The sequence below is a fragment of the Achromobacter sp. 46006 genome (assembly GCF_059761975.1).
The window spans coordinates 1-23,224 of sequence record NZ_JCBANN010000021.1; the positions used below are offsets into that span (position 1 = coordinate 1).

Annotated in this window: 24 protein-coding genes; 3 read left to right on the forward strand and 21 right to left on the reverse strand. The window is 67.7% G+C overall.

Features of this window, described 5'->3' with window-relative positions; translation table 11 throughout:
- Positions 1 to 33: 33 nt before the first annotated feature.
- The 9 genes from AC6LKG_RS12565 to AC6LKG_RS12605 all read right to left on the reverse strand — a co-directional run bounded on the left by AC6LKG_RS12565 (position 34) and on the right by AC6LKG_RS12605 (position 9,035).
- Positions 34 to 867, reverse strand: coding sequence for an AraC family transcriptional regulator (locus AC6LKG_RS12565; RefSeq protein WP_498164817.1), 834 nt, complete (start codon positions 865 to 867; stop codon positions 34 to 36).
- A gap of 383 nt (positions 868 to 1,250) precedes the next feature.
- Positions 1,251 to 2,189 carry a 2-hydroxyacid dehydrogenase gene (locus AC6LKG_RS12570; RefSeq protein ID WP_498164819.1) on the reverse strand — a complete coding sequence of 313 codons (939 nt, stop codon included), beginning with the start codon at positions 2,187 to 2,189 and terminating at the stop codon, positions 1,251 to 1,253.
- A 90-nt stretch (positions 2,190 to 2,279) separates the two neighbouring features.
- Positions 2,280 to 3,347 (reverse strand): ABC transporter substrate-binding protein, encoded by a 1,068-nt coding sequence (locus tag AC6LKG_RS12575; protein ID WP_498164821.1) that lies wholly within the window; start codon positions 3,345 to 3,347, stop codon positions 2,280 to 2,282.
- Positions 3,344 to 4,516: an NAD(P)/FAD-dependent oxidoreductase gene (locus AC6LKG_RS12580; RefSeq protein WP_498164822.1), complete on the reverse strand. Its 1,173-nt coding sequence runs from the start codon at positions 4,514 to 4,516 to the stop codon at positions 3,344 to 3,346. The genes AC6LKG_RS12575 and AC6LKG_RS12580 overlap by 4 nt, the downstream gene beginning before the upstream one ends.
- On the reverse strand, positions 4,513 to 5,898 hold the full coding sequence (locus tag AC6LKG_RS12585; RefSeq protein ID WP_498164823.1) for an FAD/NAD(P)-dependent oxidoreductase: 1,386 nt from the start codon (positions 5,896 to 5,898) through the stop codon (positions 4,513 to 4,515). Before AC6LKG_RS12585 ends, AC6LKG_RS12580 begins: the two co-directional genes overlap by 4 nt.
- Positions 5,895 to 6,233, reverse strand: a complete 339-nt coding sequence (locus tag AC6LKG_RS12590) for a (2Fe-2S)-binding protein (RefSeq protein WP_498164825.1) — start codon at positions 6,231 to 6,233, stop codon at positions 5,895 to 5,897. Before AC6LKG_RS12590 ends, AC6LKG_RS12585 begins: the two co-directional genes overlap by 4 nt.
- A 37-nt stretch (positions 6,234 to 6,270) precedes the next feature.
- The gene (locus AC6LKG_RS12595) at positions 6,271 to 7,065 is read right to left on the reverse strand and encodes an ABC transporter permease (protein ID WP_498164826.1); all 795 of its coding nucleotides are present in this window, start codon (positions 7,063 to 7,065) and stop codon (positions 6,271 to 6,273) included.
- Between the two features lie 10 nt (positions 7,066 to 7,075).
- On the reverse strand, positions 7,076 to 7,963 hold the full coding sequence (locus AC6LKG_RS12600) for an ABC transporter permease (protein WP_498164828.1): 888 nt from the start codon (positions 7,961 to 7,963) through the stop codon (positions 7,076 to 7,078).
- Between the two features lies 1 nt (position 7,964).
- On the reverse strand, positions 7,965 to 9,035 hold the full coding sequence (locus AC6LKG_RS12605; RefSeq protein ID WP_498164829.1) for an ABC transporter ATP-binding protein: 1,071 nt from the start codon (positions 9,033 to 9,035) through the stop codon (positions 7,965 to 7,967).
- Between the two features lie 198 nt (positions 9,036 to 9,233).
- On the opposite strand from AC6LKG_RS12605, the gene AC6LKG_RS12610 reads away from it, so the two are divergent.
- Positions 9,234 to 10,076, forward strand: a complete 843-nt coding sequence (locus AC6LKG_RS12610; RefSeq protein ID WP_498164831.1) for an IclR family transcriptional regulator — start codon at positions 9,234 to 9,236, stop codon at positions 10,074 to 10,076.
- Between the two features lie 334 nt (positions 10,077 to 10,410).
- On the opposite strand, the gene AC6LKG_RS12615 is transcribed toward AC6LKG_RS12610, so the two are convergent.
- Together AC6LKG_RS12615 and AC6LKG_RS12620 are read right to left on the reverse strand one after the other, a co-directional pair.
- Positions 10,411 to 11,574: an alpha-hydroxy acid oxidase gene (locus tag AC6LKG_RS12615; protein WP_498164833.1), complete on the reverse strand. Its 1,164-nt coding sequence runs from the start codon at positions 11,572 to 11,574 to the stop codon at positions 10,411 to 10,413.
- A 219-nt stretch (positions 11,575 to 11,793) separates the two neighbouring features.
- Positions 11,794 to 12,690 carry a phytanoyl-CoA dioxygenase family protein gene (locus tag AC6LKG_RS12620; RefSeq protein ID WP_498164835.1) on the reverse strand — a complete coding sequence of 299 codons (897 nt, stop codon included), beginning with the start codon at positions 12,688 to 12,690 and terminating at the stop codon, positions 11,794 to 11,796.
- 160 nt (positions 12,691 to 12,850) lie between these two features.
- On the opposite strand from AC6LKG_RS12620, the gene AC6LKG_RS12625 reads away from it, so the two are divergent.
- A complete protein-coding gene (locus AC6LKG_RS12625; protein WP_498164836.1) occupies positions 12,851 to 13,135 on the forward strand; it encodes an acylphosphatase in 285 nt (94 codons plus the stop codon).
- Positions 13,136 to 13,284: 149 nt separating this feature from the next.
- On the opposite strand, the gene AC6LKG_RS12630 is transcribed toward AC6LKG_RS12625, so the two are convergent.
- The 6 genes from AC6LKG_RS12630 to AC6LKG_RS12655 form a co-directional block, all read right to left on the reverse strand.
- On the reverse strand, positions 13,285 to 14,190 hold the full coding sequence (locus AC6LKG_RS12630) for an EamA family transporter (protein WP_498164838.1): 906 nt from the start codon (positions 14,188 to 14,190) through the stop codon (positions 13,285 to 13,287).
- Positions 14,191 to 14,230: 40 nt separating this feature from the next.
- Complete coding sequence (locus AC6LKG_RS12635; RefSeq protein ID WP_498164839.1) at positions 14,231 to 15,289, reverse strand: threonine aldolase family protein; 1,059 nt, start codon at positions 15,287 to 15,289, stop codon at positions 14,231 to 14,233.
- Positions 15,290 to 15,294: 5 nt separating this feature from the next.
- The gene (locus AC6LKG_RS12640; protein ID WP_498164841.1) at positions 15,295 to 16,029 is read right to left on the reverse strand and encodes an amino acid ABC transporter ATP-binding protein; all 735 of its coding nucleotides are present in this window, start codon (positions 16,027 to 16,029) and stop codon (positions 15,295 to 15,297) included.
- 51 nt (positions 16,030 to 16,080) lie between these two features.
- Positions 16,081 to 16,770: an amino acid ABC transporter permease gene (locus AC6LKG_RS12645; protein WP_054431041.1), complete on the reverse strand. Its 690-nt coding sequence runs from the start codon at positions 16,768 to 16,770 to the stop codon at positions 16,081 to 16,083.
- Positions 16,771 to 16,778: 8 nt separating this feature from the next.
- A complete protein-coding gene (locus AC6LKG_RS12650) occupies positions 16,779 to 17,531 on the reverse strand; it encodes an amino acid ABC transporter permease (RefSeq protein ID WP_498164842.1) in 753 nt (250 codons plus the stop codon).
- A gap of 102 nt (positions 17,532 to 17,633) precedes the next feature.
- Complete coding sequence (locus AC6LKG_RS12655; protein WP_498164843.1) at positions 17,634 to 18,542, reverse strand: amino acid ABC transporter substrate-binding protein; 909 nt, start codon at positions 18,540 to 18,542, stop codon at positions 17,634 to 17,636.
- A gap of 171 nt (positions 18,543 to 18,713) precedes the next feature.
- Here AC6LKG_RS12655 and AC6LKG_RS12660 point away from each other — a divergent pair, with 171 nt between their 5' ends.
- The gene (locus AC6LKG_RS12660) at positions 18,714 to 19,646 is read left to right on the forward strand and encodes a LysR substrate-binding domain-containing protein (protein ID WP_498164844.1); all 933 of its coding nucleotides are present in this window, start codon (positions 18,714 to 18,716) and stop codon (positions 19,644 to 19,646) included.
- 78 nt (positions 19,647 to 19,724) lie between these two features.
- Here the strand turns inward: AC6LKG_RS12660 and AC6LKG_RS12665 are convergent, their stop codons facing one another.
- The 4 genes from AC6LKG_RS12665 to AC6LKG_RS12680 all read right to left on the reverse strand — a co-directional run bounded on the left by AC6LKG_RS12665 (position 19,725) and on the right by AC6LKG_RS12680 (position 23,203).
- The gene (locus AC6LKG_RS12665) at positions 19,725 to 20,180 is read right to left on the reverse strand and encodes a DoxX family protein (protein WP_498164846.1); all 456 of its coding nucleotides are present in this window, start codon (positions 20,178 to 20,180) and stop codon (positions 19,725 to 19,727) included.
- A 10-nt stretch (positions 20,181 to 20,190) separates the two neighbouring features.
- Positions 20,191 to 22,086, reverse strand: coding sequence for an amidohydrolase (locus AC6LKG_RS12670; protein WP_498164847.1), 1,896 nt, complete (start codon positions 22,084 to 22,086; stop codon positions 20,191 to 20,193).
- A 126-nt stretch (positions 22,087 to 22,212) separates the two neighbouring features.
- Entirely contained in the window at positions 22,213 to 22,473 is a 261-nt protein-coding gene (locus AC6LKG_RS12675; protein ID WP_498164849.1) for a XapX domain-containing protein, read from the reverse strand.
- A 25-nt stretch (positions 22,474 to 22,498) separates the two neighbouring features.
- Entirely contained in the window at positions 22,499 to 23,203 is a 705-nt protein-coding gene (locus AC6LKG_RS12680; protein WP_498164850.1) for a pirin family protein, read from the reverse strand.
- Positions 23,204 to 23,224: the final 21 nt, after the last annotated feature.

Here is a 23,224-nt window from a genome sequence, read left to right on the forward strand (position 1 = left end):
GGTCCGGGCGGACGCCGCCGCCGGCGCCGACGCTTACTTCAGCGGCATGCAGATGCGCGTGCGCAATTGCGCCGGCGGTGTGGCGCGCGGGTCGTTCAAGTACTGCTCGAACATCGGGAAGTCGGCCGGCACCATGCCGCTGCCCGGCAGCCATTCCGAGAACATCCAGTTATAGGGTTTGTCCATCTCGTTGTAGGGACCGGTGTAGGTCAGCATGGCGCAGCGCAGGGCGGGAATCTCGAACCGCTCCAGCTCGTCGCCCAGGTCGGCGTCGGGCGCGACCGGCATGCCGGCCATGGAACGCAGCCTGGCCGGCGGCACCTGTTCGGGGTCGTCGAAATACACGCCAAAGCCGGTGGCCTCGGGGCCGGCCAGGCCACGGCTGGCGGCGAGCATGAAGGCGCGGGAAAAGACCGGGCCGATGTCCTGGTAGCTGCCGTGGTGCGGCAAGGCGGCCAACACGGCGCCGGGGAAGGTTTCGATGGTGATGGGATACATGCCTGGCTCCTTGGGGTTGAAGGGTCGGGAGCGGGCCGCGCGGTAGCGCCCCGGCGCAATGCCGAAGGTCGCGCCGAACGCGCGGTTGAAGGCGGCGTCCGACTCGTAGCCGGCGCGCTGCGCAACGTCACGCAAGGAATCCCCGGTTCTGCCCAGTGAAACGGCCGCGCGGTGCATGCGGATGCGCTGCACGGTGGCGTTCACGGTTTCGCCCATCACGGCGCGGTAGACGCGGTGGAAGTGATAGGGCGAGAGGCAAGCCAGGTCGGCCAACTGGTACAGGTCGGGGTCGGCGTCGGGGTGGCTTGCCAGCCAGCGCAGGACGGGGTCCAGGCGGTGGGCGTAGGTGGCGCGGGTTTGGGGTTTCAAGTGCGTAGCTCCTTGGGGAGCAAATGTAGGCGGCCTTGGTTTGCAGATTTTGCGGTTTTTTTTGTGGGGCGGATGGAGTTTTTTGCTGGTGGAGGGCGGAGTTCTTTAGACGCCAGGAGCGCCGTGCCGAGGGGTGGGCGGGGCTACGACTGCGGTCCGGAGCGTTCGCTCCGGACTGCCCCGTCCTCATCCTCGTTGTCGCCTGCGGCGACTGCCTTCGGATTCCGTCGGGCGCGTCTACACGCCCCGCCCACCCCTCGGCACGGCGCTCCTGGCTCTTGTTGATTTCACTTTACGGGCGCTGGTGGGGGAAAGCGAGTTTTCCACAGGCCTTGGTTTTCTTGCGCAACGCGCCGGCTGTGGATAAGTGCTTGGCGGGGTTTTCAGTAGCCGCGGATGGGGTCGTAGATGTTGGGCAAGGCCTCGCCGCGTTCGTTGGCGGTGATGAGCCAGGCGGTGTGGCGGGCGCGTTCCTGGCGGTCGGGGATGGCCGCGCAATGCGGGGTGATGATGATGTTCGGGTGGGTCCAGAGGGGGGACTCGGGGGGGAGGGGTTCGGGGTCGAAGACGTCCAGCAAGGCCTGGTGCAAGTGGCCGCTGTCGAGGGCGTCGAGAAGGTCCTGCGTGACCATGTGGCTGCCGCGGCCGGCGTTGATGAGGCTGGCGCCGCGCGGCAGGTGGGCGAAGGTGTCGCGGTTGAGGATGCCGCGGGTGGCTTCGGTGGCGGGCAGCAGGCAGACCAGCAGGTCGGTGCGGGACAGGAATTCGGGGAACTGGTCGGGGCCGGCGTAGGAGGGCAGGCCGTCGGGCAAGGTGGTGGCGCCGCGCGACCAGCCGCTGACGGGAAAGCCGACTTTGGCCAGCAGGCGGGCGGCGGCGATGCCGAGGTGGCCCAGGCCCATGATGCCGACGCGCACGTCGGCGGCCACGCGCAGCGATTCGTACAGCTCCCAGTGGCGGCGGGCCTGCTGGTCGATGGCGCGCTTGAGGTCGCGCGTCAGCATCAGCGCGCTGGTCAGGACGAACTCTGCCATCTCGGTTTCGGTGCGCGGCGTGACCATGCGGGCGATGGGCACCTGGCGCGGCCAGGCGGGGTCCGAGACGATGTGGTCGACGCCGGCGCCAGCGCTGATGATGAGCTTTAGGTTGGGGAAGGTGGCCAGGCGGCCGGGGTCCGGCGCCCAGACCAGGGCGTAGTCGATCGAGGCAGGGTCGACGTCGTCGAACCAGCTGACGATCTCCAGATCGGGCGCGTGGCGCTTGAACTGCTGGCGCCATGCTTCCATGGCCGATTCGCCGCCGGACCTGATGATGAGCCGCATGCCTGGCCTCCTGCGTTGCGGGCGCGCGCACCCTGGGTGTGATCGGCGCCGTGCCGCCCGCGATGCGCGGACGGCGCGGCGCGCCTGTCGTCAGCGTTCGACCGTGCGGTTCCAGCGCGCGTTGAAGGCGGGACGGGTGGCGTTGATCTGGTCCCAGTCGAGGATCTTGGCGTTGGCCATGTAGCCCTGGAAGCGCTTGAGCGATTCTTCGGTGCCGGCCGGCGGTTGAACGTTCTTATTGGACGGGAAATGGCCGCCCATTTCCAGTGCCTTGGCCTGCGCCTGCGGCGACAGCAGGTACAGCGCCAGCTTCTGCGCCAGTTCCGGCTCGCTGTTCTTGGCGATGACGCACTCGGCCACCATCAGGATCACCGAGCCTTCCTTGGGCTGGGCGTATTCCACCGGGATGTCGCGCTTCTTCAGGCGGGCAATGGCGGTCGGCGTCAGCGGGAAGATGGCGGCTTCATTGGACTGGATCATCTCGGCCAGCTTGGCCGAGTTGGGGATGTATTCCAGCACGTTGGGGCCGATGGTGGACGGCCACTGCTTGAAGCCGGGCTCGGTGTTCTGGTCGGTGCCGCCCTGGATGCGGTTGAACATCAGGAAGCCATGCAGGCCGAAGGTGCTGCTGGAGGCGGACTGGAACACCACCTTGCCCTTGAACTTGGGATCGGCCAGGTCCGTCCAAGAAGTGGGCGGCGCCCAGCCTTTCTCCTTGAACAGGCGCGTGTTGTAGCCCAGGCCGGTCATGCCGATGTCGATGCCGGCGGCCATGCGGTCCTTCATGACGGCCGTGGGATACAGATCCTTGAGCACGGGCGCGTCCTTCAGCGGTTCGCACAGGCCCATGGTGATGGCGCGCGCCATGATGCCGTCATCCAGGAACATGACGTGCATCTGCGGCTTGTCCTTGAAGGCCTGGGCCTTGGCCAGCACGTCAGTGGACGTGCCGGGCACCACCACGATCTTGACGTTGTTGGCCTTCTCGAAATCCGGGAAAACGTACTGCGTGAAGGCGCGCTCCATGTCGCCGCCGTTCATGCCGACATACAGCGTTTTCTGCTGCGCCATGGCGCCCGCCGACAGCGCGGCCAGCGCCAGGCCCAGCAGCCACTTCCCCTTGGACGGGCGGCGAACGCCCTGTTTCTTGTGCATCATGGTGACTCCAGCGTTTGCTCACGAACAGGACCCAACCGAGGCACGGCGCCGTGAGCGGCCCCCGTGTATCGTCCGATGCCGAAGGCGTCGATGGGAATGGAAGACCGGCCGTGCACGACCAGTTCGGAAAGCACTTCGCCCACGGCCGGGCCGATCTGGAAACCCGCGCCCGACAGTCCGAAGGCATGGAACAGGCCCGGCACGGTGGCGCTGGGGCCCAGCACCGGATTGTGGTCGGGCATATTGCCCTCCACGCCGGTCCAGAAGCGGATGACCTGCGCCCCGCGCAATGGCGGCAGCATGCGCGCGGCGCCGGCCAGCAGCGTGCCCAGCGCATCGCGGCCGGGGCGCGCATAGTCGGGGCCGGACGGCACGGCGCGGCCGCCGCCGATGACGCAGTTGCCACGCGACACCTGGCGCGCATAAATGCCGCCGCCCTGCATGCCCAGGCTGACGTCCATGAACAACGGCAGCGGCTCGGTCACCATCATCAGTGGATGGATCGCGGTCTCGGGCACGGCCTCGCCAAAGCCCTGCGCGAAGCGGCCGGCCCAGGCGCCGGCGCAATTGAGCAGGAAGCGCGCGCGCACTTCCAGCGTGTCGCCCGCGCGCAGGATGAAGCGGTCGCCGTCATGGACCGCGTCGGTAACGGTGGTGGACTCGCGCACGTCGGCGCCCAGCGCGCGCGCGGCGCGGCCGAAGGCGGGCGACACCAGGCGCGGGTTGGCATGGCCGTCCTCGGGGCAGAACGAGCCGCCCACCACGTGCGCGCCGAGCCAGCCGAAGCGTTGCGCCAGCGCGGCCCGGTCCAGCATTTGCAGATGCATGCCGAAGCCGCGCGTCTGCGCGCGGTAGGCGTGCAGCGCCTGCAGATCGGCTTCGGAACAGGCCAGCTTCAAGTGCCCCGAGCGCACATATTCGCCATCGATGCCGATCAATTGCGGCAGTTGGCCCCACAGTTCGTGGGCGCGGCGCGCCAGCGGCATCTGCTCCAGCCCGCGGCCCTGGCGGCGCACGCCGCCGTAGTTGACGCCACTGGCGCGCGCGCCGCACAAGGCGGCCTCCAGCAGCACCACCGGCACGCCCAGGCGGCGCAGGAACAGCGCGGCGCTGCCGCCGACAATGCCGCCCCCCAGAATGGCGACTTCGGTGTCGATGCGTTCGGTCATGGCGCGGCCTTTGCCGGACGGTCCAGGCAGACGATGTCCACGGGGATGGGCTTGACCGGCGGCTGGCCGCGCAGGCGGCCGACCGCATCCGGCCCGGCGCCGCAGGCGTGCGCCAGCACCTCGGCCGCGCCGGCGCCGCACATGCGGCCCTGGCAGCGGCCCATGCCGACGCGGGTCAGCGCCTTAAGGCGGTTCATCTCATGCGCGCCGGTGGCGTGGATGGCCGTGCGCATCGTGCCGGCGGTGACTTCCTCGCAGCGGCACACCACGGTGTCGTCGGCGATGTCCGCGGCCCAATCCGCGGGAAACGGAAAGGCGCGCTCCAGCGCGTCGCGGATGCGGCCATTGGCGGCCAGGCGCGCCTCCAGTTTCCGCGCCCGCGCCGGCGGCTGGACATGGCCGGCGTCTTGCAGCAGGGCCAGCGCGGCGCGTTCACCGGCCAGCTCGGCCGCGTCCGCGCCGCCAATGGCGGCGCCGTCGCCGGCCAGGTAGACGCCGGGAACGCTGCTGCGCCCCGCCGCATCCACCCGCGGCGTCCAGGCCCGGTCCCGCGCGTTGAAGGCAAACTGGCACCCCACCAGGCTGGCTAGCTGGGTCTCGGAGCGCAGCGACAGCCCATAGCCCAGCGCATCGCAATCCACCCGCCGCTGACGCGTCCCCTGGCGATACACCAGCCCGGCGACACGCGCCTCGCCTTCGACCCGCACCGGCCGCACGCCGCTCGCCATCGGCACGCCATGCGCGCGCAGCCAGGCCATGTAGTAAAGCCCCTTGGCCAGCAGGCCCGGCGCGCGCAGCATGCCGGGCAACGCCGTCAGGCGGTCGGCGAAGCGCGAGGTATCCAGCACCGCCGTCACCCGGGCGCCGGCCTTGGCGTACTGGTACGCAACCAGGTAGAGCAAGGGGCCGGTGCCCAGGAATGCGACGCGCGCGCCGATGGCGCAGCCCTGGTGCTTCAACGCCACCTGCGATCCACCCAGTGTGTAGACGCCCGGCGTCAGCCAGCCGGGGAAAGGCAACACGCGGTCGGTGGCGCCGGTGGCCAGGATCAGATGGGTATAGGGCACGGGCGCACTGGCGCCATCGCGCAGCACGTCCAGCGTCTTGCCTTCGGCGTTCCATACCAGGCTGCCGGGGCGGTAATCCACCTGCGCCAGCAACGCGTCCATCTGCCGATGCAGGGCATCGGCCTTGCGGTGTTCGAAACCGTACAAGGCCGTCTTGGGCCGGGCGAATCCCGGCGGCGGCTGGCGGTAGATCTGGCCGCCGGCGCGCGGCGCCTCATCCAGCAGCACGGGCCGCAGGCCCTGCGCCGCCAGCGCCTGCGCGGCCCGGACGCCGGCCGGGCCAGCGCCCACGATCACGGGCAGGATCATGTTCATGGCGCCTGCTCCCCGGCCACGGCGTCCGCCAGGGTGCCGGCCACGCAGGTAGCGGCCGGCGGCAGGCTGCGCAGGCGCATGCCCGCTTCGATATAGGTGGAACAAGCGCGCAGCCGGGTGCCGTCCTCGCACTGCATCCAGCAGTCCTGGCAGGCGCCCATCATGCAAAAGCCGGCGCGCGGCCCGCCGCCGAATTCCGACAGGCGCAGGCGATCGGCCTGTGTCAGCACCGCCGTCAGCACGGTGTCGCCGGCCAACGCGGTGCAGGGCTTGCCGTCCAGCGTGAAGGCGACAGCGGGCCGGGCGGTTTCGGCCAGGCGTTTCAGTATTGCCATGATGGCGGGGTCTCCCGTTGCGTACCCGGCTTGCTCGTCATTTCTGTCCCACCAGCACGCGATCGAGCCCATAGACACGATCGAGCAGCAGCATGGTGGCCGCGGTCAGGCCGATCACCAGCGCCGACACGGCCGCCATCATCGGATCGATCGACTCGGTGGCGTACATATACATGCGCACCGGCAGCGTGATGGTCGAGGGCGCGGTGATGAACACCGACATGGTCAGCTCGTCGAAACTGTTGATGAAGGCCAGCAGCCAGCCGCCCGACACCCCCGGGATGATGAGCGGCAGCGTCACCTGGAAGAACACCGTGGCGCGGCTCGCGCCCAGCGACAGCGCGGCGTGCTCGACCGAGCGGTCAAACCCCACCAGCGCGCCGATCACCAGCCGCATCACGTAGGGCGTGATCACCACCACATGGCTGAACACCAGCCAGCCGAAGCTGCCGGTGGTGCCCAGCAGCGCGAAAAAGCGCAGCAGCGCCACGCCCAGCACCAGGTGCGGGATCATCAGCGGCGACAGGAACAGGCCGTTGAGCGCATCGCGCCCGGGAAAGCGGTAGCGCGTGATGGCAATGGCCGCCGGCACCGCCAGGCACACCGCGATGCTGGCCGACAGGAACGCCAGCCACAAGCTGTTCTGGAACGCCTGCATGAAGTTGGAATGCTCGAACACCGCGCGGAACCAGCGCAGCGAAAACTGCGTGGTCGGCACCGTCAGCGTCGACTCGGGCGTGAATGCCACCAGGCACACGATGGCCAGTGGCGCCAGCACGAACAGCACCACCAGGGCGTTGAAGAGCAGGGCGAAGGGACCGTTTTTCTGCATGATTCCGTCCTCAGCCCAGGCTGCGCCGGTAGGAACGTTCCACCACGCGGTTGTAGGCCATCATGATGACGACGTTGACCACCAGCAGCACGATGGCGATGGCCGCGCCCAGCGGCCAGTTCAGTTCGGTCAGGAATTCGTCGTAGACCACCGTGGCCACCATCTTCAGGCGGCGGCCACCCAGCAGCGCGGGAATCGCGAAGGAACTGGCCGACAGCCCGAACACGATCAGGCTGCCCGACAGGATGCCCGGCATGGCCTGCGGCAGCACGATGCGCAGCAGCGTCTGCAAGCGCGAGGCATTGAGCGACAGCGCCGCGTGCTCCACGGTGGGGTCCAGCTTCTGCAGCGAGGTCCACACCGGAATCACCATGAACGGCAGCATCACGTGCACCAGGCCGATGATGACCGCGGTGGGCGTGTACAGCAGCGGCCCCAGGCCCAGCGCCGCGGCCGCGCGGCCGACGGCGCCGCCGGGGCCCAGCAGCATGCTCCAGCCGAAGGCGCGCACCACCAGCGAGATCAAGAGCGGCGACAGCACCACCAGCAGGAAGATCGAACGCCAAGGCTTGCCCATGCGCGACAGGATGTAGGCCTCGGGCGCGCCGATCAGCACGCAGATCAGCGTGGTCACGGCGGCGATCCAGAACGTGCGCCAGAAGATCTCCAGGAAATAACTGTCGGTCACCACCGCCAGGTAGTGTTCGAAGGTGTGACCCGGCAGAATGCCCGCGTTGTAGTCGAACGGGCGGAACGACAGCACCAGCGTCAACGCCAGCGGCGTCAGCACCAGCGTCAGGAACACGATCGCCAGCGGAATCGAACCGAGAATGGCCAGCAGCCCGTCGGTGCGCGGCTTGGGCGCGCGGGCGGCGCCGGGTTGGGTCAGCGTCGCCATGTCAGGCCTCTTCGGCAACCGCCGCCGCGGGCAGCACGCGCAGCACGCCCTCGGCCCAGTCCAGGCCGATCTGGTCGCCATCGTCGTGCGGGCGACGGCCATCGTTGGGCGTGAGCACCGTCAGCGCCCCCACCGGCGAATCCAGTCCGTACATCCACTGGCTGCCCAGGAAGTAGCGGGTGTTGACCACACAGGACAGCTTGCCCTGTCCCGCCGCCACCGGCACCAGCTTTTCCGGGCGCAGCGACAACTGCACGCTGTCGCCGTGCCGCAGGCCCGTGCCGTCGACCAGCACGCGCAGCGCGCCGGTTTCCACTTCCGCCTGCTCGCCGCAGCGCGTCACGCGGCCCGGCAGCAGGTTGGTCTTGCCAACGAAGCGCGAGATGAACTCGCTCTGCGGATGCTCGTACATGCGGTAGGGCGCATCCACCTGCGTGGCGCGGCCGTCCTGCATCACCACCACGCGGTCGCTGATCGACAGCGCCTCGGCCTGGTCGTGCGTCACCATCACGGTGGTGGTGCCGATCTGCTTCTGGATGCTGCGCAACTCGAACTGCATATCTTCGCGCAGCTTGGCGTCCAGGTTCGACAACGGTTCGTCCAGCAACAGCACCGGCGGCCGGATCACCAGCGCCCGCGCCAGCGCCACCCGCTGACGCTGGCCGCCCGACAGCTCGCGCGGAAAGCGGTCGGCATGCTTGTCCAGCTTGACCAGCGCCAGCGCCTCGCGCACCCGTGCCTGGCGCTCGGCGCGTTCGACCTTGCGCATCTTCAGCCCGAACGCCACGTTGTCCGCCACCGTCAGGTGCGGAAACAGCGCGTAGCTCTGGAACACGATGCCCAGCCCGCGCGTGTTCGGCTTGGCATGGGTGATATCGCGGCCATCGAGCGTGATGCTGCCGCGCGTCACGTCGGCAAAGCCCGCGATCATCTGCAGCGTGGTGGTCTTGCCGCAGCCCGACGGCCCCAGCAAGGACACGAATTCGCCCTTCTCGACCGCCAGGCTCAGGTCCGAGACCACCCGCAGGTCGCCGTAATTCTTGGAGACGTTGTCCAACCGCAGAAATGACATTTTCCAAACCCCGTGCCCGGTGAGGAGCGCTGCGCGGGGCCGGCCCGCGTTGCTATCGATGCAGGGCAGTCTAGGAGTCGCCGAAAAGGGCGGTCAATTAGGGTTTTCCGAATAATCGAATTTTTATCTTTGTAATTCCGTATAACTGAATTTCTTGATAAAAATACGCTTGTATATTTTGATTACCGGAATTGAACAATGAAGAAGTCAGAAGCCAACGAAGACACCGGCGCCCAGGGCGTCCTGCAACGCGCCTTTGCCGTGCTGCGCGCCCTGTCCGACGCCAAGGGCGAAAAGCTGCGCCTGACCGACATCGCCGCCCGCACCGGGCAGGCCCAGGCCACCGTGCACCGCGTGCTGCAGGGCCTGGTGCAGGAAGGCATGGTTGAACAGCCCGCCCAGAGCAAGGGCTACCAGCTCAGCGTCGCCTTCTTCTCCCTGGCCGCCGCCGCCGGCAACCACCAATCGACCCTGCGCGCGATCTACCGGCCCGTCATGCTGCGCCTGAGCGGCATGCTCAACGACACCATCTTCCTGCTGGTGCGCAGCGGCTTCGACGCCGTCTGCCTGGACCGCATCGACGGCGCCTTCCCCGTGCGCTCGCACACCGGTGACATCGGCGGCCGCGTCCCGCTCGGCCTGGGCCAGGGCGGCCTGCTGCTGCTGGCCAACCTGCCAGACGCCGAACGCGAAGAAGTCCTGCGCTTCAACATCCCGCGCCTGCACCACCTGGGCTTCGTCGACGAAATCTCGATGCGCGCCGGCATCAAGGAATGCCAGGAACTCCAATACGCCCGCAGCAAGGGCCAGGGCATCTTCCCCAACATCGCCGGCCTCGCCGTCCCCGTCCGCGACCCCAACGGCGTCACAGTTGCCGCCCTCAGCATCGCCGCCCCCGTCGAACGCATCAGCGACGAACGCCTGCCCCTCATCCTGGAAATCCTGCGCCGCGAAGCCGCCGGCATCAGCGCCCAACTCAACCCCTTCGACCCGGCGCTAAGACGTCCCAGCCAATTTCTGGGAACAGGCAACCGCGAGTGAGACAACCGGCCAAAGCACACACTCTCTCCCCACCCACGGCCGGACCACGACAAGCCCCGCGTCAACGCCGCGCAGCGCACATCACGCCCCCCCAAGACACCGCGTATGTCACTGGCGGCTGCCCGCGCAGCCGCCAGTGACGGGCAGCGCAAACCTTGCGCATGCCCCGCCAATCCCGCAACGCCACAACGCTCGACACCCGCAGGCCGCCCCTCGCCGCGCCGGCCGACCTACGAAGCACGACTCGCCAAGCAAAAACCCCAAAGCAAGAAAACAAAAAAGCCGGCAAGCCGCAATACGCGACCCACCGGCTTCCAGCCGATCAGAGAAACCTTCAGACCGGATAAGTCCCCGGCAGCAGAATGCTCCGATCCCCGACTTCGATATTGCGCCGCCCGCAAAGCGCCATCGTCGTATCCATTTCCTTGTAAAGGATCTCCAACACGCGAGTCACGCCCGCCTGCCCGTAGGCCCCCAACCCGTACAGGAAGGCCCGCCCAATCATCGCCCCGCGCGCGCCCAGCGCCACCGCTTTGAGGATGTCCTGCCCCGAGCGCACGCCGCCATCCATCCACACTTCGATCTTCGACCCCACCGCGTCGGCAATGCCAGGCAGCGCCGCGATCGACGACATCGCGCCATCGAGCTGGCGCCCGCCGTGGTTGCTGACGATCAGCGCATCCGCCCCGCTGTTGGCCGCCAACTGCGCATCCTCGACATCCAGGATGCCCTTGATGATCAGCTTGCCGCCCCAACGCTGCTTGATCCACTCAACGTCGTCCCAGCTCAGGCGCGGATCGAACTGCTCGGCCGTCCACGCCGACAGCGACGACAGATCGCTCACGCCCTTGGCGTGGCCGACGATGTTGCCGAACGTGCGGCGCTTGGTGCCCAGCATGCCCATGCACCAGCGCGGCTTGGTCGCCAGGTTGATGAGGTTGCGGATCGTCGGCTTGGGCGGCGTCGACAGCCCGTTCTTGATGTCCTTGTGGCGCTGCCCCAGGATCTGCAGGTCCAGCGTCAGCACCAGCGCCGAGCAACCCGCCGCCTTGGCGCGGTCGATCAGGTCGCCGACAAACTCGCGGTCGCGCATCACATACAACTGGAACCAGAATGGCTTGCCGGTGGCCGCCGCCACGTCCTCCAGCGAGCAGATGCTCATGGTCGACAGCGTGAACGGCACGCCGAAATCGGCCGCCGCCTTGGCCGCCAGGATCTCGCCGTCGGCATGCTGCATGCCGGTCAGGCCGGTCGGCGAAATCGCCAGCGGCATCACCACATCGTGGCCCACCAGCGTCGTGCGCAGCGAACGGCCTTCCATGTTCACCGCAACGCGCTGGCGCAGCTTGATCTTCTGGAAATCGCTTTCGTTGGCGCGATACGTGCCTTCGGTCCAGGCGCCCGAATCGGCATAGTCGTAGAACATGCGCGGCACGCGCTTGCGCGCGATCGCGCGCAGGTCTTCGATGCAGGTGATCGTGGAGAGGTTAGCGGTCATGGTTATTTTTCTGGGGAGAGTGGAACGTGACCCCGCGGCGCCCGGCCCCGCGCGAACCAGCCGCGCCTTCCGGGGCACGCGCCGTCCACGCCAGGCGGCAGGGCGCCGCGGCGCCGCCCAGTATACGCGCCGGGGCCGGCAAGCGCCCCCTGCCGGCCCCGACTCCCCCATTTCATGGCGACCGCGGCACATGGCTGCCGGACGGCCCCGCGCGCCGCGCTAACGCGGCCAGACCTTGCTGACCGCGCGGATCGTGGCCCACGCCACCCAGCGTGGACTGGTCAGCCGCGCCGCCGGCAGGCGCCGCATCACATCCACCGCCAGGCCGCCGCGCCGGTGCCATTCTTTCTTGCGCGTCTGGCTGTCGGTCCAGCGGCCTTCCAGCCACGGAAACTCGCGCCGTCCCGGCTTGTACACCGGCGGTGTGTTGTAGATCAGGATGTACGCCAGCCGCGGCTGCGGCGAGGTGTTGGCCCCCGTGAAATGCAAGGTGCGCGCGTCGTGCACGGTGCAGCCGCCCGGCCGCAGCGGCTCGGCCACCGCCTGGTGGCGCGGAAAATCGGCGCAGCATTCAAGCGGATGCAGCGCCTTGTCGCCGCCCGGCGAACGATGCTCCAGCACCTCGCCCTTGTTCGAGCCCGGAATAAACTGCATGCAGCCATTTTCCAGCGTGGCCGGCTGCAGCGCCAGCCAGATGCTCAACTCGTTGTAGACGAAGTCCGGCGAACGGAACGCCTCGTCCTGGTGCCACGGCGTCTCCGGCCCGACCAGCGCCGGCTTGAGCAGCGCATGCTCGCCATACAGCGCGGCATCGTCGCCCAGCAACTGCCGCGCCAGCTCCAGGGTTCGCTCGTGGTAGGCCGTCTTCAGCAAGCCCGGGGCATAATGGCGCGGATCATGCAGACTGGGAAACTTGGCCGGCTTGGACGGGTCGTCGCGGCTGATGAAGTCGTATTGCGCGCCCTCGTTGTAGCCGGTCTTGTTCGCGAACAATTCCAGCAGCGTGCGGCGGATGTAACCCACCTCGTCCGGCGGGCACATGTCCTGCAGGGCCAGGTACCCCTGGTCCCTGTAGCGCGCTGTTTCTGCTTCCGACAACAGACTGGTCTCTTCCATAATGGCTTCTCCAAGCTTTGCTTGCGGGGATCCCGTTGGCACGTTTTGACATGAGCTCTAACGTATCGCTTCGACGCCCGGGGGGCCTATCGACCATCCGCTGTAGCCGGAACCGCCTAGATAATTGGCGCGCTGCGGCGCATCACCCGAAGGAAATCCAATGCAAGACACCGCCATAGAAACCGTCCACGTCACCATCAGCGGTGCAGTGCAGGGCGTGGGCTATCGCCACGCGACCGTGCGCCGCGCGCACCTGCTGGGCGCCCGCGGCTGGGTGCAGAACATGCTGGATGGCACGGTCGAAGCGCTGGTGCAGGGCACGCCCGACCAGGTCGATCACATGCTGGAATGGCTGCGGCGCGGCCCGCCCGGGGCCAGCGTCACCGAGATGGTCACGCGCCGGGAGTACACCGACAAGCGTTACGCGCACTTCGAACAGTTGTAGGGCGCGCGCGAAAGGTGGGGCCGCTCATCCCAAAGGAGGTGGGAGCCCAGGCCGGCAAAGGATGACGCTCGCGGGATGAGAATCCCGCGGCCCGCACCGCGCCGGGCAACCCGCGCGGACGAGGAGCGCGGCACGGCGGCTGCGGCGCTTCAGCGGTTGCGCAGCCAGCGCCCGCCCACCTGGTTGATCACCAGCCCCGCCAGCACGCAGCCCGCGCCAGCCCACTGCAACGGCAGCAGTTGCTCGTCGAAAGCCGCGGACGCGGCCCACAGCCCCACCACCGGCACCAGCAGCGAGAACGGCGCGATCCTGGCCGCCGCGTGGCGCGTCAGCAGCCGGGTCCACAAGGTGTAGGCCAACAGCGTCGCCAACACCGCCAGGTACAGCACCGACAGCGCCTCGCGCCAACCGATGTCCAGGATCATGCCCGTCACCGCGTCCCAACCGTCCGCCAACACCGCCAGCAGCAGGAACGGCAAGACCGGCGCGGCGCTGCTCCAGGCGATGAAGGCGAAGGGGTCGTAGCCGGGCGCCTTGCGGCTGGCCAGCCGCACGACGATGTTGGACGTCGCCCACATGAAGGCGGCGCCCAGCGTCAGCACGAAACCCAGCATGGGCATCTGCCCCGGCCCTTCGCCGCGGCCGCCGGCGATCACCGCCAGCCCTAGCGCCGCCACGCCCAGCCCGGCCCAGTGATGCGGCCGGGCCCGCTCGCGCAGTGCCGGCGCCGCCAGCAGCAAGGTGAAGAACGCCTGGGTCTGGATCACCAGCGAGGCCATGCCCGCCGGCATGCCGAACTTGAGCGCCGTGAACAGCAGGCCGAACTGGCCCAGGCCCTGTAGCAGCCCGTAGGCGGCGATCCACTGCCACGGCAGGCGCGGCGGCCGCACGAACAACACCAGGGGGAACGCCGCCAGGGCGAATCGCAGGGCTCCCAGCATCATGGGGGACAGGCCCTTGAGGCCGATCTTCATGACGACGAAGTTCAGCCCCCAGATCACCACTACCGTCAATGCGCAGAGATAATCTTTCTTGGAGAGGTGGGTAGCGGACATGCGCGTATTATCGCATCGCCCGCCCCCGAAAAATGCCGATTCAGCGGCTTGCCAGCACCTTTTTGAAGGCTTCGACGGCGCGGTCGATGGCCGCGTCGTCGATGTGGCGATGGGTCACGCAGCGCAACCGCGTGCGGCCCCAGGGACGTGTCAGCAGGCCCGCGCCTTCCAGTGCCGTGACCCACTGTGCATTGGTCATGCCGGTATCGGCGGTCTCGACCTGCACGATGTTGGTCTGCGGCACTGTCGCCGACAGTGCCGGGGCCAGCCGGTTCAGGCCGTCGCTCAGGCGACGGGCGCGGGCGTGGTCCTCGACCAGCCGATCGCCCATGGCTTGCACGCCTTCCAGTCCGGCCGCGGCCATGATGCCGGCCTGGCGCTGGGTACCGCCCAGCATGCGGCGCAGCAAGCGGGCCCGCGCCATCACCGGCCGCGGACCGGTCAGCACCGCGCCCACCGGCGCGCTCAGGCCCTTTGACAGGCACAGCGACACCGTATCCGCGTGGCGCGTGATCTCGGCCGGCGCCACGCCCAGCGCCACGGCGGCGTTGAACAGGCGCGCGCCATCCAGGTGCACAGGCACCCCGGCGGCCTGCGCCATGCCATACACCGCCTGCATGTGCTCCAGCGGCAGCACCGCGCCACCCGCATTGTTGTGCGACGTTTCCATCGCCACCAGCGCGGTCTTGAGCTTGTGCCCGCCCGACTGCATGGCGTCCTCCAGCCGGTTCAGATCCATGGCGCCATCGGTACCGGGCACGCCCTGGTAGAACAGGCCGGTGAACGTCGCCGCGCCGCGCTCGGACGTATACATATGCGCGGCGGACTCCAGCACCACCTGTTCATTGCGCTGCGACTGCGCCAGCACCGCCAGCAGATTGGCCATGGTGCAACTGGGCACGAACAGCCCGGCCTCCTTGCCCAGCCGCGCGGCCACATGCGCTTCCAGCGCGCGCACGCTGGGATCGCCATCCAGCCCGTCATCGCCGATCGGCGCCGTGCGCATACGCTCATACATGGCGGCGGTGGGGTGGGTCACCGTATCGCTGCGCAGGTCGACGGGTGCGCTGGAGGGGTCGACGTGGGTCCGTTCAGTCATGACGATCAGTGCTGCAGAATTTTGGAAAGAAACTGGCGCGTGCGAGGCGCGCGCGCCTCGACATCATCGAAAAAGGCCGCTTTCGGGCAATCCTCGACGATCTTGCCGCCATCCATGAAGATCACGCGGTCGGCGACGCGGCGGGCGAACCCCATCTCATGGGTCACCACCATCATCGTCATGCCTTCGCCGGCCAGGTCGGTCATCACGTCCAGCACCTCGTTGACCATTTCCGGGTCCAGCGCCGAGGTCGGCTCGTCGAACAGCATCACCACCGGGTCCATCGACAGGGCGCGGGCAATCGCCACGCGCTGCTGCTGGCCGCCGGACAGCTCGCCCGGGTGCTTGTCCTTGTGCGCCGACAGGCCGACCCGCTCCAGCAGCGCCAGCGCGCGGGCGCGGGCCTCTTGCTTGCCGCGCTTGAGCACCTTGACCTGGCCCAGGCACAGGTTCTCGGTCACCGACAGGTGCGGGAACAGCTCGAAATGCTGGAACACCATGCCGGCCACCGAACGCAGCTTGGGCAAGTTGGTGCGCGGATCGCCCACCTGGATGCCGTTGACCACGATCTCGCCTTTCTGGAAGGGCTCGAGCGCGTTCACGGTCTTGATCAAGGTCGATTTGCCCGAGCCGGAGGGGCCGCACACCACCACCACCTCGCCACGGCCAACGGTGGTGGAGCAGTCATCCAGAACCTGGAATTCGCCATACCACTTGCTGACCTGCTTGATCTCGATCATCGGGGGTTTCGAAGAGAGTTGCATCGTTGGACCTGTGGATAACGTGGGCGCCTAGCGCAGCACCCGCACGCGCTTTTCCAGCCGTTTGACCAGACGGGATGCCGTGAAGCAGATCACGAAATACACCACCGCCACGAAGAGATAGAGTTCCACCAGCCGGCCGTCGCGCTGGCCGATCTTGGACGCCGCGCCCAGGAAATCGGTCAACGACAACACGTACACCAGCGAGGTGTCCTGGAACAGGATGATGACCCGCGTCAGCAGCGCCGGCACCATGTTGCGGATGGCCTGCGGCAGGATCACGTAGCGCATGCCCTGCCAGTGGTTCAGGCCCAGCGCCATGCTGGCCGACACCTGCCCGCGCGCGATCGACTGGATGCCGGCGCGCATGATCTCGCAGAAGTACGCGGCCTCGAACAGCGTGAACGTGACCACCGCCGAATTGAACGCCCCCACCCGCAGCGGCGTGGGCGAACCCACGATCCACGCCGCGATGTACGGCACCAGGAAGTAGAACCAGAAGATCACCAGCAGCAGCGGCACCGAACGCATCACGTTCACGTAGATGCCCGCCGGTACCGACAGGATGCGGTAGCGCGACAGGCGCATCATGGCCAGCACGGTGCCCAGCGCCAGCCCCATCACCGCCGCCAGCAGCGTCAGGGTCAGCGTGAACGTCATGCCGGTCTGGAACAGGTACGGCAGTGCGCTGCCGATCACGTCGAAATCGAATTTGCCCATGGCGGTTCCTAGCGTCCGTTCCTGGTCGCCGCGCCGATCAGGCCGGGCACCGCCACATGGCGTTCAAGCAGGCGCATGCCCAGCACCACCATGCCGTTCAGGATCAGGTAGATCACGGTCGCCGCCGAAAACGCCTCGAAGATATGGAAACTGAACTCCGCCATCGAGCGGGTCTGGCCGGTCAACTCCAGCAGGCCGATGGTCAGCGCCACCGACGAATACTTGATCGTGCCCATGAACTCCGAGGTCAACGGCGGCAGCACGATGCGATAGGCCTCGGGCAGGATGATGTAGCGGTACACCTGCGTCTCGGTCAGGCCGAGCGCGGTGCCCGCCTGGAACTGGCCGCGCGGCAGCGACTGGATGCCGGCGCGCAACTGCTCGGCCACGCGCGCCGACCCGTAAAAGCCCAGGCACAGCACCGCGGGCACGAACTGCCCCCAGGGCTGCGGCATTTGCTTCATGGCCAGGCCCCACGCATGCGGCAGCAGTTCCGGCAGCACGAAGTACCACAGGAACATCTGCACCAGCAGCGGCACGTTGCGGAAAATCTCGACATAGGTCGCGCCTGCCGCATTGGCCAGGCGCGACGAGGCCGTACGCATCACGCCCAGGCACGATCCCAGCAGCAGCGAAAACACCCACGCCGTCAGGGCCAGCGCCAGGGTCCAGCCCACGCCGATCAGGATGGTCTGCAGGAACGTATGCACGCCATCGGGCGACATGTCCAGGAATACGCTCCAGCTCCAGTTGTAATTCATGCTTCAGGACCTGTGGACAACGAAAGAAAAAGGCGCCGGCGGCCGGCGCCCTGGATCGCGCGGCAGCGCGGCGCCCACGCCGGGCCGCCGCGGCATACCGGCTTACTCGTAGGCCTTGGGGTCGCCAGAGTCGGTGGGATGCGCCAGCGCGCGCTTGAGCGCGTCGCTCATCGGGTACTTCAGGTTGATCTGCTTGGGCGGGATCGGCGAATTGAAGTACTTGTCGTAGATCGCCGCGACGCGGCCGGTCTTGATCATGTCCAGCACCGCATCGTCGACCACCTTCTTGAAGGCCGGGTCATCCTTGGGTTCCATGATGCCGTACGGGGCGATCTCCAGGCCCTTGGTGCCGATCACGAACACATCCGGGTTCTTCGACGAAGCCACCACGCCATAGGCGATGCCGTCATCGTTGGCCGAACCGGCGGCGCGGCCCGATTCCACCATCAGCAGCGTTTCCGCCGTATCCTTGGTGGGCGCCATGGTAATGCCCAGGTTGCCCTCGGCGTTCAAACGCGAAATCAGCTTGAAGGTCTGGCCGCCGGCCTGCGCCGCGATGGTCTTGCCGCGGAACGACGCCAGGTTGTTGGGGTCGACGCCGCCGTCCTTGCGCGCCACCAGCACCACCTGCGCCACGAAGGTCGTGGGCGCGAACGACACCAGCTTGTGGCGCTCCAGGTTGTTGGTGGTATTGCCGCATTCCAGGTCGATGGTACCGTTGGCCAGCAGCGGGATGCGGGTGGCCGACGTGGTCGGGTTGTAGCGCACTTCCAGCTTGGGCAGCTTGAGCGCGGTCTTGATGTGCTGGGCGATCTCCTGGCAGATCTCGACGGTGTAGCCGATCGGCTTCTGGTTGCCGTCCAGGTAGGCGAACGGCACCGAGGTCTCGGGGTGGCCGATGGTGATCACACCGCTGTCGCGGATCTTGTCCAGGCGGCTGGGACCTTCGGCGTGGGCGGCGGCGCTGCCGAACAGGGCGGCGGCGACCGAAATCGCGGCAAATGCTTTCATCGTATTCCCTTGGCGCCGGTCGAGCGGCGCGTGTTTATGTTCACGAACAGCGGTGCCGGATTGCATGGGTACCGCCGCGTCCCGCGATGAGCCCCGCGGCTGGCAAAAAGTATCAACTAGCGTTATGGTTTTATCCAGTTCCAATCGGGTATTCCTCTATACGGATTTGATATGGCCATTACACGAATGGGCTTGCGACACATCGAGGCTTTCCGAGCCGTCATGATGACCGGATCCATGACCGCCGCGGCACGCAGAGTGCATACCTCGCAGCCGCACGTTAGCCGCTTAATCGCGCAATTGGAAGCAATTACCCAGTTCCCCCTGTTCGATCGCAACGGCAGCCGCCTTACCCCGACGCAGGATGGTTCCCGCTTCTTCCAGGAGGTGGAAAAGACCTTCATCGGCCTGGCCGGCCTGGAATCCGCGGCCGCCAGCATCCGTTCGTTCAGCGCCAGCCGCCTGAGCGTGGCGGCCATGCCGCGCCTGGCCGGCGGCCTGCTGGCGCGCATCGTGGCCGCCTTCAAGACCGAATACCCCGACGTCATGGTCTCGATCCACTCCGGCAACGCCAGCGCCGTGCACAACTGGATCAGTTCCGGCTTCTGCGATACCGGCCTGGCCATGCTGTCGGGCGACAGCCCCGGCATCCAGGTCGAGCCGGTGCTAACCATGAACTGCGTGGCGGTACTGCCCCGCAACCACCGGCTGACCAAGCTGAAAAAGCTCAAGCCGGCCGACTTCGCCGGCGAACCCTTCATTTCCTTTCCCAGCGCGACCCCGCTGCGGGAAAAGATCGACGCCGTCTTCAAGGCCGCCAAGGTCGAACGCCAGACGGTGGCCGAGGCCGGCCTGGGTTCGTCAGTCTGTGCGCTGGTCGGCGCCGGCCTGGGCGTGGCGCTGATCAACCCCTTGGCCGCGCGCGAGGAATACGAGGCCAACGGCGTCGAAGTGCGCCCCTTCAGTCCCGCGGTGCCGGTCACAGTGGCGCTGCTGTACCCGCCGTACCATACCCGCACCCGGCTGGTCAGCGTGTTCTCGCGCTACGCGCACCAGTTGATGCAGGAAGAAATGGCGGACCTGAAAGCGCGGCCGGGGCGGTAGGGGCGGCGCGCCGCCTTGCCATGAACGCAGAAGGCCCCGTCTCCGGGGCCTTCTGCCGTTTGCCGGGAACGGGGTGGCTCAGGTCGCCGTGGCGGCCGGGCGGGACTCGCGCAGATCCAGCCACGCCACCAGCAGCAACCCGCCGGCCAGCCCCAGGTGCTCATGGAACGCATTGGCGGCCATGAAGCGTTCCTGGCCCACCGGCATCTCCCAGTAACGCAGGGCGATGCCCGTGGCCACCAGCGTGAATCCCGCCAGCGCCAACGCGCCGAGCCAGCGCAGCCGCCCCACGAGGATCATGGCGGACGCCGTCAGTTCCAGCGCAATCACCAGCACCGCGAACAACGGCGCGGGCGCCAGCCCGAAATGCGCCATCTCGGCCAGCGCGCCGGGAAAGTCGGTCAGCTTGACCAGCCCGCCCTGCAGATAGGCGGCGCACAGGCCCAGGTAGGCCAGGAACCGCACGGCGGCGGAACCGAACAGCGGCCGGGCCAGGCCAGCCAGCCGCCGCTCCCATTGAAAGGTCGCGTTCATGGCCGCCCCCTCAAACCGCCCAGCAGGAACACCCCAGGGCGCCGAAGAAGCCCTGCAGGTCGGAACTGGGTGCGTTCGAAGCCCAGGCCTTGGCATGGTCATGCCCATGCAAGCCACAGTTGCTGGCGCACGCGCAGGCCGCCATGTTGCGGTAGCCCAGCGAATTGCGGCCGGCGCCGTCCGGGTCGCCCCAGGCGGCATAGCCGCCGAACAGGCGCGTGGGCGACCAGTCCGGCATGGCGGGCGGCAGCGCGTTGTCGTCGAGCGGCCCGAATTCCCCCGCGCCGTAGACCACGCGGCCGCCGACCACCGTCAGATCCGAGGTCAGGAACGAGATCTCGTCTTCGCCGCAACGGAAGTAGTCCTTGTCCGGCACGATGAAATCGGCCAATTGGCCCGGCTCGATGCGGCCGCGCTTGCCCTCCTCGTTGGCGAACCAGGCCACATTCTCGGTCCACATGCGCAGCGCGGTCTCGCGGTCCAGGCAGTTGCGCGCCGGGTAGAGGCGGGTGCCGCCCACGGTCTTGCCGGTCACCATCCACGACAGCGACACCCACGGGTTGTAGGACGCGACCCGGGTGGCGTCGGTGCCGGCCGAGACCTTCACGCCGCGATCCAGCATCTTGGCGATCGGCGGGGTGGCCTCGGCCGCGGCCGCGCCGTAGCGCTCGATGAAATACTCGCCCTGATAGGCCATGCGGTGCTGCACGGCGATGCCGCCGCCCAGCGCGGCGATGCGGTCGATCGACTTGTCGGAAATGGTCTCGGCATGGTCGAAGAACCAGTTCAGCCCGGTCAGCGGCGTGTCCTGGTTGACCTTCTCGAACACATCCAGCGCGCGCGAAATGGTCTCGTCATAGGTGGCATGCAGCCGCCAAGGCCACTTGTTCTGCACCAGCACGCGCACCACTTCCTCCAGCTCGCCTTCCATCTCGGGCGGCATGTCCGGGCGTTCGACGCGGAAGTCCTCGAAGTCGGCGGCCGAGAACACCAGCATCTCGCCGGCGCCGTTGTGGCGGAAGTAGTCGGTGCCCTGCTTGTACTTCACGCTCGAAGTCCACTTGAGGAAGTCTTCCTTCTCCTGCTTGGGCTTCTGCGTGAACAGGTTGTAGGCCAGCCGCACCGTCATCTGGCCTTCGTCGGCCAGCTTCTGGATCACGGCGTAGTCGTCGGGGTAGTTCTGGAAGCCGCCGCCCGCGTCGATCACGCCGGTCACGCCCAGGCGGTTCAGCTCCCGCATGAAATGGCGCGTGGAATTGACCTGGTAGTCGAACGGCAGCTTGGGGCCCTTGGCCAGCGTGGCGTACAGGATGGTCGCATTCGGCTTGGCCAGCAGCAGCCCGGTGGGGTTGCCCTGCGCGTCGCGGATGATCTCCCCGCCGGGCGGGTTGGGCGTGGTCTTGGTGTAGCCCACCGCGCGCAGCGCGGCGCCGTTGAGCAGGGCGCGGTCATACAGGTGCAGCAGGAACACCGGCGTGTCGGGCGCGATGGCGTTGATTTCTTCGATCGTAGGCAGGCGCTTCTCGGCGAACTGGTGCTCGGTGAAACCGCCCACCACCCGCACCCATTGCGGCGCCGGCGTGATGGCCACCTGGCGCTTGAGCATCGCCATGGCGTCGGCCAGCGAGCGCACGCCGTCCCAGCGCAGCTCCATGTTGTAGTTCAGGCCGCCGCGCACCACATGAGTATGGTTGTCGAACAGGCCGGGCAGGGCGCCGCGCTGTTTCAGGTCGACGCGCCGGGTGGCCGGGCCGGCCAGCGCCATGACTTCGGCATCGGTGCCGACGGCGACGAAGCGGCCATCCTTGATCGCCACGGCGCTTGCCAGCGGCTTGGCGCGGTCCAGCGTGGTGATGCGGCCATTGTGGAAGATGACGTCCGGGTTGACGGTTGAGGCATTTTGCATGGGGGTTCTCCGTTGCAAGGGCGGCGGCCTATCCGCCCGAAATCTGTTCAGGGCAAACGTACGATCAACACCGGGGAGGTCGCGGCGGGCCGGCATGCGATTATCTCCCCAGGTGCGGCGCTGGGTTCAACCTTGATCCCGGTCCTGCGCCCGGCGGCCGGGCAACTGCCCGAATACATGGCTGACCGCCTTCTCCTTGTCGCAGGCGGCAACGAACGCCGTGCCGTTGAGCAGTTGCTTGCCTACCGGTACGATCTGCTCGCCGACCAGGATGCCGAGCAGGCCGACCAGCGCCACCAGCGGCGGCGCGGGCGAGCGCACCTGCAGCAGGCTGTACACCACCCCGACCAGCAGGCCGGCGCCCAGGGAAAGTAGATAGAGCTTCATGAATGTCCTCGTGTGTGTGATGGGGTCATGCGTGGGTATCTGCCAGCAGCAGCTCGGCGTCGTCCAGCGCGGTGATGCGCAGATCGATCTCGTCGCGGATGGCGGCGCCATCGCCGCTGCCGATCTCGACATCGTTGATGGTCAGGCGTCCCTTGGAAGAAACCAGGTAGCCACGGCGCCGGCCGCGCGCGAAACGGTAGGTGGCGGCTTCGCCCGCCTTGAGCGCCACCGCCAGCACCCGCGCATCGCTGCGGATCGGCAGGGCGTCGTCATCGCCCTCGATGCCGCTGGCGAGCGTGATGAAGCGGCCGTGGCAAGCTTCGCGCGCAAACGATTTGCGGCCCCAACTGGGCGGCACGCCGCGGCGATCCGGTTCGAGCCAGATCTGGAACACGCGCGCCGGCCCGCCTTCCATATTGAATTCCGCGTGCGTCACGCCGCTGCCCGCACTCATCACCTGCACATCGCCGGCGCGCGTGCGGCCGCGATTGCCCAGGTCATCCTCGTGCGTCAACGCGCCTTCACGCACGCAGGTGATGATCTCCATATCCGTGTGCAACAGCGGCGGAAAGCCCGCGCCGGGCGCGATGGTCTCGTCGTTCCAGGCGCGCAGCGCGCCCCAGCGCATGCGCGCCGGGTCCTGGTAATTGGCGAACGAGAAATGATGCTTCACATCGAGCCAGCCGCGGCGGGCGTGGCCCAGGGAGGTCAGGGGACGGCGCTCGATCATGATGCGGCTCCAGGACGATAG